This is a genomic window from Methylobacterium sp. WL8 (genome assembly GCF_008040045.1).
In the GTDB taxonomy this organism is placed as follows: domain Bacteria; phylum Pseudomonadota; class Alphaproteobacteria; order Rhizobiales; family Beijerinckiaceae; genus Methylobacterium; species Methylobacterium cerastii.
On the sequence record NZ_VRVF01000015.1, the window covers coordinates 61,462 to 75,399 of the forward strand.

Below are 13,938 nucleotides of genomic sequence, written 5' to 3' on the forward strand. Positions count from 1 at the left end.
GCTTCCCGACCGTAAGGTCCTTTGAAAATGCGCCTGCTTCGCCTCTGGCCCGATGAGTCGCACTTCGACTTCATGCGCTTCCGTCGCGTGAGCTTCCCGCTCTCGGCGATCCTGTCGGTGGCGACCGTGGTGCTGTTCCTCACCGTCGGCCTGAACTACGGCATCGACTTCAAGGGCGGCACGCTGGTCGAGCTGCAGGCGAAGTCGGGCACCGCCGACGTCGGCGAGATCCGCCACACAGCCGCCGGCTTCGGCTTCGGCGAGCCCGAGGTGCAGGAGCTCGGCAACCAGGGCACCGTGCTGGTGCGCCTGCCGCTGCAGCCCGGCGAGCAGGGCCAGACCGCGGTGATGAACAAGGCGCACGGCGCCTTCGACAAGGATTACGAGTTCCGCCGCACCGAGACCGTCGGCCCCCGCGTCTCGGGCGAGCTGGTGCAGTCGGGCACCCTCGGCGTCGTGCTCTCGGTCGTCGCGGTGCTGCTCTATCTGTGGTTCCGCTTCGAGCGCGAGCTGGCGCTCGGCGCCATCGTCGGCACGCTGCACGACATCGTGCTGACCATGGGCGTGTTCATCATCACCCGCATCGAGTTCAACATGACCTCGATCGCGGCGATCCTCACCATCGTCGGCTACTCGCTGAACGAGACCGTGGTGGTGTTCGACCGGACCCGCGAGCTGATGCGCCGGTACAAGACCATTCCCACCGACGAGCTGCTCAACCTGTCGATCAACTCGACCATGTCGCGCACGGTGATGACCTCGGTCTCGGCCTTCCTGTCGCTGCTGGCGCTGGTGCTGTTCGGCGGCGAGGCGATCCGCGGGTTCGCGGTGGTGATGCTCTGTGGCGTTGTGATTTGCACTTACTCTGCCATCTTCGTTTCCACACCCAGTCTCATTTATCTCGGTCTGATGCTCTCGGGCACCAAGGCCCAGGCCGCCCGCGGGCGCCTGCCGCAGGCTGCGGAGTAGGATGGCCGAGCTCGACGGCTTCGAGCAGGGTTTCCTGCCCGGCCGCCACCTCATCGACGCCTACGGCAACGGCGGCTTCCGCTTCGGCGAGATGTCGCACCGCGGCTCGATCCTGGCGCTGCCCTCGGGCGTCCGCGCCTGGGCCGTGACGGAGGGGAGGGCGATCGACCGCACCGCGTTGCGCCCGGTTCAGGCCGAATCGGCGGAGATCGAGCTGCTGCTCGTCGGCACGGGCCTCGACATCGTGCCGCTGCCACCCGATCTTCGGGCATGGCTCAAGGACAACCGGATCGGTCTCGACGTGATGCAGACCGGCGCGGCGGCGCGCACGTACAACATCCTGGTGGCGGAGAACCGCAAGGTGGCGGCGGCCCTGATCGCGGTCGCGTGAGCGACGCGCCGGATCGGGCGGACGCTCGAGAGGATGGGCTCGGCGGCCTCGCCTTCGCCTTCCGCCATTGCGAGGACCTCGTCCGCGCCGGCGACCCGGACCGCTACTTCGCGACCCTGTTCGCGCCGCAAGGCGCCCGCCCGCACCTCTTCGCCCTCTACGCCTTCAGCCTGACGATCGCGCGGGTGCGCGAGGCCGCCTCGAACCCGATGGCCGGCGAGATCCGCCTGCAATGGTGGCGCGACGCGCTCCAGGGCGAGGCCCGCGGCGACGTGAAGGCCAACCCCGTGGCCGCCGCCCTCCTCGACGCGATCGTCGCCCGCCGCCTCGGGCGCCAGCCCTTCGTCGACCTGATCGACGCCCGCGTCTTCGACCTCTACGACGACCCGATGCCCCGGCTGAACGACCTGGAGGGCTATTGCGGCGAGACCGCTTCGGCGTTGTTCCGGCTCGCCAGCCTGATCCTGTGCGACGGCGCGGAGCCGGGCGGTGCCGCCGCCGCGGGCCATGCGGGCGTGGCCTACGGCATCACCGGGCTGCTGCGGGCGCTGCCGTGGCACGCCCGCGGCGGCCAGGTCTACCTGCCGGCCGACGTGTTCCGCGCCCACGGCGTCACCCGCGAGGACATCGTCACCGGCCGCGGCGGGCCGGGCTTGCGCGGCGCCTGCGCGGACCTGCGCGCCGACGCCCGCCGGCACCTGGCCGCCTACGAGGCCGAGAGGGCGACGATCCTGCCCACGGCCCGCGCCGCCTTCCTGCCGCTCGCCCTGGTCGAGGGCTACCTCGCCGCCATGGAGCGCCCGGGCTACGACCCCCTCAACACGCCGATCGAGACCGCCCGCTGGCGCCGCCTGTGGCGGCTGTGGCGGGGATCGCGCGCGGCCGGGTAGGGCGCCGACCGGCCCCCTCTCCCAGGGGGAGAGGGTCGGGGTGAGGGGCGTGACCTCTCAGGACGAGTTTCGCCCCTCATCTTGTCCTTCTCCCAATCCAAGTCGGGCTTGCCCGATTTGGACACCAGAATAGCCGATCTCGGGCAAGCCCGAGATCGGCGGGAGAAGGGACCCGCGCTCCCCCTGCCCAGCGAGAGGTCGCTGATGTAACCCCCCCGCCGCCGCCCCGCGTTGGCGCCCGCAGATTCCTCGTCTACGTTCCTCTCCAAGACGCTCCAGGGAAAAAACCAGACGCTCATGGCCGACACCTACGACGTGCTCATCATCGGCGCCGGCCCCGGCGGCTACGTCACCGCGATCCGTGCGGCGCAGCTCGGGTTCAAGACCGCGGTGGTGGACCGGGAGCACCTCGGCGGCATCTGCCTGAACTGGGGCTGCATCCCGACCAAGGCGCTGCTGCGCTCGGCCGAGATCTACCACTACATGCAGCACGCCTCCGATTACGGGCTCTCCGCCAAGGAGGTCTCGTTCGACACCGCGGCGATCGTGAAGCGCTCGCGCGGGGTCTCGTCGAAGCTGAACGGCGGCGTCGGGCACCTGCTGAAGAAGAACAAGGTCGACGTGATCTGGGGCGAGGCCACGGTCGATTCCGTCGCCAAGGGCAACGGCGCCGGCCAGGTGACGGTGAAGGAGACCACCCGCGCCCCCGCGCCGAAGGGGGCGCTCGCCGCCGGCACCTACTCGGCCAAGCACATCATCGTCGCCACCGGCGCGCGGCCGCGCGCGATCCCCGGCATCGAGCCCGACAAGAAGCAGATCTGGACCTACTACGAGGCGATGGTGCCGGAGACGATGCCGAAGTCGCTCCTGGTGATGGGCTCGGGCGCGATCGGCATCGAGTTCGCCTCGTTCTACGCCACCATGGGCGCGGCGGTGACGGTGGTGGAGCTGCTGCCGCAGATCCTGCCGGTGGAGGATCCCGAGATCGCGGCCATCGCCCGCAAGCGCTTCGAGAAGCAGGGCATCAAGATCCTCACCGGCGCCAAGGTGACGAAGGTCGAGAAGGGCGTCGACTCCGTCACCGCCACCATCGAGGGCGGCGACGGCAAGGTGCAGCAGATCACGGCCGAAAAGCTGATCTCGGCGGTGGGCGTCGTCGGCAACATCGAGAACCTCGGGCTGGAGAAGCTCGGGGTCGCCATCGAGCGCGGCATCGTCGTCACCGACGGGTTAGGGCGCACCAACGTGCCCGGCCTCTACGCCATCGGCGACGTCGCCGGCCCGCCGATGCTCGCCCACAAGGCCGAGCACGAGGGCGTGATCTGCATCGAGACGATCAAGGGCCTGCACACCCACCCGATGGACAAGGCGAAGATCCCCGGCTGCACCTACTGCCAGCCGCAGATCGCCTCCGTCGGCCTCACCGAGGCCAAGGCCAAGGAGCAGGGCTTTGCCGTCAAGGTCGGCCGCTTCCCCTTCGCCGGCAACGGCAAGGCGATCGCGCTCGGCGAGCCGGACGGGCTGATCAAGACGGTGTTCGACGCCAAGACCGGCCAGCTGCTGGGCGCCCACATGGTCGGCGCCGAGGTGACCGAGCTGATCCAGGGCTACGTCGTCGCCATGAACCTCGAGACCACCGAGGAAGACCTGATGCACACGGTCTTCCCGCACCCGACGCTGTCAGAGATGATGCATGAGAGCGTGCTGGATGCTTATGGGAAGGTGATCCATACGTAGGCTAGAAACGATCGTCCTTTCAAGGCTTTAGGGACACTGACGCTAGCGTAGGTCGGTGCTTCTCGCAATGATGAAAACGGTCCGGTCACACTGATTTCCGCCCCTCAGTGTGACCAGTTTGTGACCGGATTTTCATGGTTTGTTCGAGCGTCAAAAGCCTCGGTTCGCTCAGGAATCGGCCATAGCTGACGGTAACGAACGATCGATCCGTTATGGGTGAAAGGTAGGCTGACCCACGTCGGTGACCAGCCAACCGTCCCCGGTGATGGATATATGACGGCGGTACCCATTATGAACATTTGAGAAGAAAGGAAAACGGAAGGTCAGCTTTGTGGAGGATCACCGCCACCATGATGGTTGGTATTATCCGAAGGTGGGCTGCCCTCCTTACGGCCCGTCATCGGGATTTCCTCGAACCACTCTCCCTTAAGCCACTTGGAGATTGTTCCGAGGCCAACCACAAACATGGGCACGGTCATCATCAAAGCTAAGAGACGGGACGGGTCGAGGGTCTGGTCTTGCCAGAAAAGCCACGTCCAGATCGCAATACCATCAATATAGATGGCTAGAATAACCCAGATTGCTCCGAAGAATACATCTTTAGAAGTCGCTGGACGGGGATACTCACTCATACTTGCCTCCAAAGGATAGCACGCCTTCTCTTAGAAAGGGCGATCCCACAGAGACTTGGACAAATACATCGATTCGGACCCGGAGCATGGGTACCATCCGTCAGATTTCGACCACTAGGACGCTACCCTGATCGAACAAGGAATCCAGGCCTTCGTTCAAGCGGCGTCGCCCGGTCCGCTCTTCTATGACCCCAAGCGACATCGAAAAGGGTCTGGAACCCCACCGGGTGAGATAAAGGGCCTAAAGATCGCTCAGTGGATTCGCGAGACCGTCAGCCTCGATGCGTGTCTGTCTCCGAACCACGGGTGGCGACATACCTGGAAGACGCGTGCGCTTGGTGCTGGTATCGAGGAACGCCTACGCGACGCCATCACTGGTCATAGAGTTGCATCAGTCGGCCGGCGATACGAGACGCCCACGCTGATTATGCTGGCGCGGTCTATGGGTATGTTTCCGCAATATTGATTCGGCGTTTATGAACTTAGATGCGTACGCCATCAACTACAGTCCTAGGCAATGTCCGCACGAGCGTTAGTCCATATTGATGTCCATGAACATCAGAGATTGTTTTGTAAGCTTTCTCACGCTATCTTCGCCGAATATTTTACTTAAAATACCGCGAATAACGAAACGCTTGCGCTCCTTCATCAACGCATCCAGAGTATCAATGTTCTGCGCGGTGGAGTATGCAGCAAGATATCCTCCAATCATGTTATCTAGCTTATTGCCCAGCCTCGGAAAGGTTAATCCTTCCCGCAAGAGCCGTTCCACATCCCTGTAATCGCCAATGATTCGAGCCACCTTCTCGATCTGCTCAACGGTCAACAAAAGTTCGTAACTCCCGGAACTTGATCTGGCTAATGCAAGTCCTAAAAAGTCGATAGGTTGGCCCGGCTCCGCAATCTGAGTTTTGCTACCTATGCCTATCTGAGGAATGCTGTGGCCTATATCGCTCAAAAGAGTTCTAACATAGGCGTCAATCTCGACGCATTGTTCATAGCTATCGGATAGGACGATCAGATCGTCGGCATAACGGATCATCTTGTAGCCTCGTTGCGCGATACGATAGTCGAACAAACTAAGCGCAACATTGGACAAGAGTGGCGACAATGGCATACCCTGTCGAAGACCTTCGCCACGTATTATACCGCTACTGACTATTAATCTTTTTATTGCCGCATCTGACTCATCTATTTCGCACGAAATCACCCCAGAAAGTATTCGTCTGAAACTTGGTGCTCTCAGCGTTCTTACCGTCAAGTCGATCAAACGGTCACGTTTGATACGGTCGAAGAACGATACTATGTCTGTCTTGTAGGCCCATTGACTGACTTGACGACCGGCAATGGCGGCTTCACGCGCTGCTTGAACGCCTCGAAGCCGTCCCGGCCCAGACTTGACAAAGCCATAACTTAAGTCATTCATTATCCCAAGCTCATGCGCTTGGCTATTCAGATGATTAGCCAACAATCTTTGAACTACTCTATCTCGAACAGTTGCGATACAGATGATGCGCTTAGACCCGTTTGACTTTTCGATAGCCACAGGTCGAAGAGCTTGGAATGAATAACCACTCCTAAGATCGCGATGTATACGGTTCAGATTAGCGTCGAGATGGAGGTTGAATCTTGACGGCGTTACACCATCAACACCTGCCGCTTTTTGACTCTGACTACGCTTCCAGAAGTCATTCCAAGCAAGGCGTATAGCCTCTTGGTTGACGAATCCGTCAAACTTCGAGCGAGTCATGTATCAGTAGGTGCAGTCTGCCGCCTGTCATTAGCTTAGTCCCACTTGACAGGCGGCCTGAGCCGCAACGTGCTTTGCTTCACGATGCCGACCACTAGCATTCGGAGATACCGACGCCGTAGCCGTTGCTGCCGCACCTAGCGGGATCGATACCTCCATGGGAGATACGTTGATCCGCACTTGGAAAGACAGCCTGCCACAAGCACCGCGTTCCGATTGTTCGAACGCAGGCCTGCCGGTCGAAGTGCAAGCTTCCTCCAATGCACTATAACTTAGTACACCGCAAACCGCAAGCCCAAGCGACCACGAATAGCGCCGATAAGGAGCTCCCCGCTTCCGGCCGCCCAACTGCCCCAAGCCCTCAATAAGCATATCAGCCTTCCCTAGTTTAGTGTGGGAAGAAGGCCTGCGTCTCGATCGTGACTGTGCCGCAACGTGCTTTGCTTCACGATGCCGACCACTAGCATTCGGAGATACCGACGCCGTAGCCGTTGCTGCCGCACCTAGCGGGATCGATACCTCCATGGGAGATACGTTGATCCGCCAAATCGAAATGCGATGCTGAGAACCCTTTGCAGCCGAAGGACCGATTGGAGTCGTGCCCGGACATAATCGGCAAAGCGACCGATCTTGTAAAGGAGCTTCGGGAGGCAGTGAGGACTCTTAGTTTGTCTCCATGCCTATGAAGGTCGCGGCATGGTCCAGCAGGTTCGGCGCCCCCAGCGTGCCTTCATGGAGTAAACCGATCCGAGACGGTTAGGGTAAACCGATCCGAGACGGTTAGGCGAGACAACCTCTTTGAGATGCCATCGCCCTCCCCGGGTCAAACGGTATCTGCCGCGACAATCTCTGGAAGGCCCACTCACGAGGTAAGCCGCTTCATCAGGGTGCACCGTGGAGTGACGTAACAGGCGCCCGATCACTCCCTAAGCGCAAGCGTAACATCAGGCTTGCCTTAGCTGTGATGTTACGGCATTGTCCCTGGGTCTAGACCCGGAGGTGACATTTGGCGAGGATCGGTTACGCGAGATGCAGTGCAGAAGACCAAAGCCTCGATATTCAGATCGCACGGCTTAAGGCCGAAGGGTGTCAGCCGATCCGTTCCGAAAAGGTGTCAGGTGCATCACGGGAAGGGCGCACCGAACTGGCGGCGATCCTCGATTTCATCCGCGAAGGCGACGAGCTTTGCGTTTTGCGGGCGGACAGACTCGGGCGCGATACCCGTGACGTTCTCAACATCGTCCACGAGCTTGATCAGCGTGGCGCTTTCCTCACCGTCCTTGATCCTCACGTGTCCACCCGAGGCGAGAGCGGCCGGATCGTTCTGACCGTCCTTGGCATGGTCAGTCAGATGGAACGGCGCTTCATCCTCGAACGTCAACGCGAGGGTATCGAGGCTGCCAAGGCGAAGGGTGTCTATACGGGCGGTAAGCGTCGGCTGGACCGGGACAAGGTTCTTGCGATGAAGGCGGCTGGTGATGGTCCTGCGGCGATTGCGAAGGCTCTCGGCTGTTCCCGCATGCAGGTGTATCGGATCATCGGAGGCGAAAGCGCACCACAGTCTCAATGAGCGTGGATGCAATGAAAGCGGAAAGCCGAAGCGAGGGCTGATCTGAATCCCTCGCTTCGGCTCACTTCTCACTTCGCCTTGGCGGCAATGCCCTTCAAGCCGGCATCGTACACGCCAGCGATGGCCTCCTTCGCCTTATCGTCGGGGGCGCCCTTAGCTTTGAACGAGCCGGTCCAGGTGACCTTGGAACCGCTACCTTCCTTCTCGACCATAATCGTGGACTTGTAGTCTTCCACCGGTAACGGTCCAGACATGATCGTGTAGGTGTAGCTCATCTTCTTATCGTCGCGGGCCTGCTCTTGCTCGACGAGAAGTCCACCACCCTTGAGATGCAGGGTTCGTTGCTCTTTTCCGGAGTTTTTAGACAAAGCGCACGTCTCAACGACCGGGTGCCAACCGCCGATCCCACAGAAGCCACCGATGGTCTTCCACACCGCATCAGGTGAGGCCGCGACCATGGTGCTCTTCGTCACTTCTAGCGCGAAAGCAGGCGTGATGAGGACCGCGACCAGAGCCGCGGCAGAGATAATGGTTTTGCGCATTTAGCGTTTCCTCACAAGTCTTCTTTGACGCGGATAAACACGCCGAAGATTAAGCTAGCGCGCGATCTAAACTTTACCATATGCATCGCGTATACGGATGCGATTCAATCCCGAGCAAAATGCGCCCTTAAACGCGGAGCGTATCACTTTCATGTGTGGCTATCGGAATGAAGGCGGCCGGTGATGGCCCGGCGGCGATTGCAAAAGCCCTCGGCTGTTCCCGGATGCAGTTCTATCGAATCAATAGAGGGAACACCGCTTATTGATCACCGTGAGCGTCAGGCTGAGGGTATGCCTAGGTCGAGACCGAAAGAGCATTGAAGAGTGGCAAACCAACGATCGACGCTGACCGTGCGAGGAAACTTGCGGCGTCGGACATGGGTGGAACGGCCATCGCCCGGGCACTGAACGTATCTCGGGCTTCGGTCTATCGCCTTCTCAATCCTAGTGCCGGGGAAGCCACACTACGCACCCCGGTTGAGCCTATGTAACGGCCAAGCTACAACAACCTCTGGTTGGTTGAGCATACGTTAGGAGGCCGCTGTGGAACCGTCGGAATGTTGCACGTTTCGTATCATTGCGGCCTCTGTTGTCGGTAGCATCATCTGTGCAATCTTCCTATGGTATCGATCGCCCGTATTCGCGATTTTACTAGTACCGGTAGCTGGATCATTGATGGCAGTAGGGGCAATGCTCTTGTTCCAATCAGTTCGTCCGTTCGTATCGAAAGAACCAATCGGGCTGGATGTCAGATCTGACTACTTTATTCGACGACTTGGATTCCGTTGATCTAAAATATTACATAATATCTTTGATAAACTCATTGATGCTGTCACGACTGACATAATCGTGGACTTGCCTTGTCGTTGGCAGTTTACCAACGTGGTCGTGTCGCGGGACCACCGCATTTCGAACTCGATGGACCACCAACGATCTTCGACTCGCCCGGCCGACGGGATGCCTACGCTCTCACGACCATAGCGGCGGTTGCAGGCATATAGAGCGTCATCAGTGGCCCTCTGCGCTCACGTAGAGTCCGCCGATCGTCGCCCACTGTGGAGTTTGCAGTGGCATCAGGTCCGCCTGATGATACCGGCCTTGGAATAGGCGAACCTTTGACGCCGGACCCGCCGGACACCTGATGGCACTGCCTCGTCAGAACCAGGGTATCGTTTGATACTTAGGCATTGTTCAGACTACGTCTACGAGGTCTTATCAGGCTTCTGTGCCGCGCACACGAGAGATAGCGGGGCACTTGAGAGCCGCATGTTATCTCCGTCAAGTGTCGTCGTCCTGTCTGCCTCCGCTCGCAAAACTGACATTACTGTTGCTCGACCTTCCGGGTTTTCGATCGCAAGCCAGAGAGTAAGTAGTTCGCTGGTCTCTTGGATTTGATGCGAAACTAGACCGCAAAAGACCTCGGTAGGACAGTCCAAAGCCTGAGCGAGCCGTTTGAGTGTGGCTTTGGTCTGCCTCAGTCCACCGGATGTCGTATCGTCGGTCGCCATCACCGCCCCCAGGTTGCGCACAACCCATCCTAACGGAGCGGTTGGTCACAATCAAATCACGTCGGAGTGCTCGGTGTTGCCTAAATGCCCCGCATGGCGGCAGAGCCATCAGTTATTACTCTGGCGGGACTGGCGAAACAGGAAACGGGCAGGACTGTGAAAAAGATAAATAAGCTCAACGCGATAGCTGATCTTTACCTCAGAGCGCACGAGATTATCGAGCAACACGGCACGCCCGAAATGCGGTCTCTCATGCGCCTTCTGTTGTTTCAGATCGGTCAAGAACTTGCCCGCCACGAGGCCGGATCGTAGATCACACTCGACTATGGCCGAGGTGCCGCCGTTGGAAGGCGAATATGCCAACTCACGCCAGCCTTTCGAACTTCTCTTGGGAGGTCTGCGAAGGGTCGGAAGCGGAAGTAAGTCAATCGCCCGAAGGCGGACTTTCCCAGGTTCCGAAGAACGTTCAAATGCTCCCCAAAAGGGCCGGAACCGTCTATAAGATTTTAATCACCAAGTAACGCATATTACCGAACAAATATCAGATTCTTAAATCGTGGGTTATTTCGCTTCAACAACTATTCTTATATTAACACCACAGGGCCGATCTGTAAGCGCCGCACTCATCACCCTTGATTTTCCTCCTCGGGCTCGGCGCTGTCCTTATCTTGGTCGAGGGTAGGCTTGAAGAAATCTACTACCGGAACCCCGATTGTCGAAGCAATCCGCTGCAACGTTAAAAGTGTCCGCGCGCGTTCCTCCGCCCCTACGGCTTTCTTCGGTAATCTTGACCGGAATATCCGGTCATCATCATCATCGCGTTGGCCCATCGTAACTTCGCCATTGCCCCGAGCCTTTTGATAGGTAGGATGGATTGGACGCGGGGGATAGAAAATAATGCTGTGGGGCGCCCGCTGGCGATGGATCAAAAGGGCATATGCCAAAAAGGTTTCAAACTGAGGCCGTTCAAGTCCCCTCAATGCTCTTCGCCCCTGTCGCGATCGGCCGTTGGGAGGATGATGTTGAGGCGAATCTTATCCGAGGCGATGCCGTCATGGCTCACCTATTCGGTCTGCCGCCGGAAGAAATGGCCGATGGCATTACGCTATCTCAAATGCTGTCTATGTTTCATCCGGATGATCGTGACGCAGACACCGCCCACCGACGCCGCGTCCGAGAAGATGGAGGCGCTTTCGCTTGGGAGCACCGCGTTGTGACTCCGGCAGGAGAGGTTCGTTGGATACTGGCTAGAGGTCAGTTCGTTCGGGACGCAAACGGTCGAGTTCGCGGGAGTGGCGTCGTAATCGACATGACCGATACGCGCGTTCACGATACTGGCCCTGGATCGGCAGCATTTCTCGCTGCGGACGGGGGAGGGCCGCCTTTGGAGCGTATGGCCGACCGGATTGTGGACGCCTGGGAAATGTCCGGCGGCGTTGGCTCTGATGATTGGGATCGACTTCGTCCGCTATTCGAGAACCTTTTATTTGAGTTGGGTCGCCAAATCGCCGCAACATTGCCTGATGATTCAGAAATCCTGACTGATAAACTGGGTGGGCATGGGATACATTGATATATTCTTAGATGATTTAAAGCCAATCCTAACTTCTGCACACTGTAGCGACTAGTTGCGTCAATCTATCTCCACCTCGTTGTCTGTGGTATAATCATGACCGGAGACAACAAAAATGGACAAAGATGGATTTAACCCGGCGTTTGCAGTTTTCGGATCGCATAGCAGAAACAAGGGCCGCACTAGTATAACGCATCCTATTCGAATCGACGCGATATTTGCCGGTAAGGGTCTCGGGAATATCGGTATAACGTTCTGTCCGGGGAAGGTTCAGGCCGACGCTGCAACCGGATCATGGGCGCGCGACCTCCGAACCGACTTGGAAGCGATATCAGAGTGGGGAGCGAGCACGGTTGTCTCCCTCATTGAGACTCCCGAGATCGAAACGTTGCAGGTCGAGGCAATCGGTGAGGAATGCCGGCGGCTTGGCCTGACGTGGATTCACCTGCCGATCCCGGACGTTTCGACCCCTACAGAAGCGTTCGAAGCATCGTGGGTGACGGTCGGTGAGGGCCTACGCTCCGTCCTGCGCAACGGCTTCTCCATTACGGTGTTCTGTAAAGGCGGTTTGGGACGTTCCGGCACCATCGCGGCGAGACTTCTAACCGAGCTAGGTGCCGATCCTGCCGAAGCCATCAGGATCGTTCGTGAGGCTCGTCCAGGCGCGATCGAGACCGAGGCCCAGGAACAGCACATTTTACGGCAACGGATGATACCAGAACGGATGCCAGCCACGACGATCGACGCCATCCGTGATCGTGCCCTTGGTGCCTTGGTCGGTCTCGCCGTTGGGGACGCAATCGGGACGACGATCGAGTTTTCCAAACGCGACACCTATCCTCCGATGACGGACATGGTCGGCGGTGGTCCGTTCAACCTCAAGGCCGGGCAGTGGACGGATGATACCTCCATGGCGCTCTGCCTCGCTGACAGTTTGATTGCCTGCGATGGCCTTGACGAACGCGACTTGCTCGAACGGTTTTGCCGATGGTTCGAAGAGGGTGAGAACTCATGCACCGGCACGTGCTTCGATATCGGGAACGCCACAGTTTCGAGTCTGAGGGAATACCGCGAGACCGACGACATTCATGGGGCATCCGCTGACCCTCGCAACGGAGGTAACGGTTCGATCATGCGCCTTGCCCCGGTGGCTATCCGCTACTGGAACAATCCGGCGAAGCTTCGGGATGCGGCACGTCAGCAATCCGCTACCACACACCCCGCTCCCGAGCCCTGTGACGGGTCCGAGGCCCTAGCGGTCATCCTTGCGCGGGCGATTCAGGGAAAGCCCCTCAGTGAGGTCCTGAACGCACCCCAAGGCCCATACACGGAGAAGGTTCAAAGGATCGCGGACGGTTCATGGCGAGGGAAGCACCGCGATGACATCCGATCCAGCGGGTATGTGGTCGATACGCTTGAAGCCTCGATCTGGGCCGTAGCAGCGTCGGCGGGTAGCTTCGAGGAAACCGTTCTGCGGGCCGTGAACCTCGGTGACGACAGCGACAGCGTGGGAGCCGTCACCGGATCGATCGCAGGCGCCATCTACGGTTGGTCGGGTATCCCCGAACAGTGGCGGAAAACGTTGGCCTGGAACGTCTACATCGAAGCCCTAGGGAACGACCTCTTCGAAAGGAGCGTGCGATGATGGATGACGACGCCGAAGTCCGTAGGACGGTCCTCGCCCGTGATGAACTCAGACGAGGATCGGGTTTGCCTCGGCTTGATATCGAACGCGAGATCGAGAAAGCACAGCGACAACGCACGAACCAAGTCGATGCCGAGACCTTCATACCTCATGCGATCATTGTGACAGAACGGAGTAGCCCGACGCAGATTAATAGTGCGGGCTGGTTCGGCATCGGCAAGCTTCTCCGACTTCGCCTTGATCTTATTCAAGGCGAGGACACGTTCGTTCAGCAAGCTATGAACGGTCTGGCGAAACGCATCATTGATTTGGATTGCGTGGATTGGCGCGGGCAGATTCCTTGGTTTGGGGCACCGGCATTCCTGGTGATAAACTATGGTGAAGATCATGCCATCCGTTATGATCTGGATGGAAAATACATAGAGACTTTAGAAGGAGCTCTACCAACCGGCTATGGTGCACAGACGATCCATTTGGCGAGGGAACACCTGTCACGGAAAAACGCTGCGTCACCAAGTAATATTACTATCCCATAGATATTCTTTATCATTCAAAATGGATAGTCGCAACAATGACCAACGACTCGTGCTTCGCACCCTTCGGAGAAACAAAAATCCTTGCTTATGGATGATTGTTGGATTGCGATTCTAAGCGTGGCCTGTGTTTCATTCCTTACCCGTGATCACACTTTCTCTTTCTCGAGGGTGGAAGGTGGAAGTCAATACCATAAG

12 protein-coding genes are annotated in these 13,938 nt (G+C 58.8%); 8 read left to right on the forward strand and 4 right to left on the reverse strand.

Features of this window, described 5'->3' with window-relative positions:
* Positions 1-27: 27 nt before the first annotated feature.
* The 4 genes from secF (at position 28) to lpdA (ending at position 3,987) form a co-directional block, all read left to right on the forward strand.
* Entirely contained in the window at positions 28-969 is a 942-nt protein-coding gene (gene secF, locus FV234_RS08210; protein ID WP_147753280.1) for a protein translocase subunit SecF, read from the forward strand.
* Position 970: 1 nt separating this feature from the next.
* The gene (locus FV234_RS08215; RefSeq protein WP_147753281.1) at positions 971-1,360 is read left to right on the forward strand and encodes an MTH938/NDUFAF3 family protein; all 390 of its coding nucleotides are present in this window, start codon (positions 971-973) and stop codon (positions 1,358-1,360) included.
* Positions 1,357-2,250, forward strand: coding sequence for a phytoene/squalene synthase family protein (locus tag FV234_RS08220; RefSeq protein ID WP_187273617.1), 894 nt, complete (start codon positions 1,357-1,359; stop codon positions 2,248-2,250). Before FV234_RS08215 ends, FV234_RS08220 begins: the two co-directional genes overlap by 4 nt.
* A 297-nt stretch (positions 2,251-2,547) precedes the next feature.
* Positions 2,548-3,987 carry a dihydrolipoyl dehydrogenase gene (lpdA, locus tag FV234_RS08225; protein WP_147828685.1) on the forward strand — a complete coding sequence of 480 codons (1,440 nt, stop codon included), beginning with the start codon at positions 2,548-2,550 and terminating at the stop codon, positions 3,985-3,987.
* A gap of 323 nt (positions 3,988-4,310) precedes the next feature.
* Here the strand turns inward: lpdA and FV234_RS08230 are convergent, their stop codons facing one another.
* On the reverse strand, positions 4,311-4,619 hold the full coding sequence (locus FV234_RS08230) for a hypothetical protein (RefSeq protein ID WP_147828686.1): 309 nt from the start codon (positions 4,617-4,619) through the stop codon (positions 4,311-4,313).
* A 532-nt stretch (positions 4,620-5,151) separates the two neighbouring features.
* Entirely contained in the window at positions 5,152-6,369 is a 1,218-nt protein-coding gene (locus tag FV234_RS08235) for a reverse transcriptase domain-containing protein (protein ID WP_147828687.1), read from the reverse strand.
* Positions 6,370-7,375: 1,006 nt separating this feature from the next.
* On the opposite strand from FV234_RS08235, the gene FV234_RS08240 reads away from it, so the two are divergent.
* A complete protein-coding gene (locus FV234_RS08240; RefSeq protein ID WP_147765327.1) occupies positions 7,376-7,939 on the forward strand; it encodes a recombinase family protein in 564 nt (187 codons plus the stop codon).
* A 68-nt stretch (positions 7,940-8,007) separates the two neighbouring features.
* Here the strand turns inward: FV234_RS08240 and FV234_RS08245 are convergent, their stop codons facing one another.
* Together FV234_RS08245 and FV234_RS08260 are read right to left on the reverse strand one after the other, a co-directional pair.
* The gene (locus FV234_RS08245) at positions 8,008-8,481 is read right to left on the reverse strand and encodes an SRPBCC family protein (protein ID WP_147828688.1); all 474 of its coding nucleotides are present in this window, start codon (positions 8,479-8,481) and stop codon (positions 8,008-8,010) included.
* 1,616 nt (positions 8,482-10,097) lie between these two features.
* Positions 10,098-10,286, reverse strand: coding sequence for a hypothetical protein (locus FV234_RS08260; RefSeq protein ID WP_147752118.1), 189 nt, complete (start codon positions 10,284-10,286; stop codon positions 10,098-10,100).
* 682 nt (positions 10,287-10,968) lie between these two features.
* On the opposite strand from FV234_RS08260, the gene FV234_RS08265 reads away from it, so the two are divergent.
* From FV234_RS08265 to FV234_RS08275, 3 genes are all read left to right on the forward strand, one after another.
* Entirely contained in the window at positions 10,969-11,562 is a 594-nt protein-coding gene (locus FV234_RS08265; RefSeq protein ID WP_147828689.1) for a PAS domain-containing protein, read from the forward strand.
* 115 nt (positions 11,563-11,677) lie between these two features.
* Complete coding sequence (locus FV234_RS08270) at positions 11,678-13,207, forward strand: ADP-ribosylglycohydrolase family protein (RefSeq protein ID WP_147828690.1); 1,530 nt, start codon at positions 11,678-11,680, stop codon at positions 13,205-13,207.
* On the forward strand, positions 13,204-13,743 hold the full coding sequence (locus FV234_RS08275) for a hypothetical protein (RefSeq protein WP_147828691.1): 540 nt from the start codon (positions 13,204-13,206) through the stop codon (positions 13,741-13,743). The genes FV234_RS08270 and FV234_RS08275 overlap by 4 nt, the downstream gene beginning before the upstream one ends.
* Positions 13,744-13,938: the final 195 nt, after the last annotated feature.

Bases quoted from the DNA above. Each gene is read 5' to 3' on its own strand.
- secF (WP_147753280.1), top strand. From the start codon at position 28: ATGCGCCTGCTTCGCCTCTGGCCCGATGAGTCGCACTTCGACTTCATG.
- FV234_RS08215 (WP_147753281.1), top strand. From the start codon at position 971: ATGGCCGAGCTCGACGGCTTCGAGCAGGGTTTCCTGCCCGGCCGCCAC.
- lpdA (WP_147828685.1), top strand. From the start codon at position 2,548: ATGGCCGACACCTACGACGTGCTCATCATCGGCGCCGGCCCCGGCGGC.
- FV234_RS08230 (WP_147828686.1), bottom strand. From the start codon at position 4,619: ATGAGTGAGTATCCCCGTCCAGCGACTTCTAAAGATGTATTCTTCGGA.
- FV234_RS08235 (WP_147828687.1), bottom strand. From the start codon at position 6,369: ATGACTCGCTCGAAGTTTGACGGATTCGTCAACCAAGAGGCTATACGC.
- FV234_RS08245 (WP_147828688.1), bottom strand. From the start codon at position 8,481: ATGCGCAAAACCATTATCTCTGCCGCGGCTCTGGTCGCGGTCCTCATC.
- FV234_RS08265 (WP_147828689.1), top strand. From the start codon at position 10,969: ATGCTCTTCGCCCCTGTCGCGATCGGCCGTTGGGAGGATGATGTTGAG.
- FV234_RS08270 (WP_147828690.1), top strand. From the start codon at position 11,678: ATGGACAAAGATGGATTTAACCCGGCGTTTGCAGTTTTCGGATCGCAT.
- FV234_RS08275 (WP_147828691.1), top strand. From the start codon at position 13,204: ATGATGGATGACGACGCCGAAGTCCGTAGGACGGTCCTCGCCCGTGAT.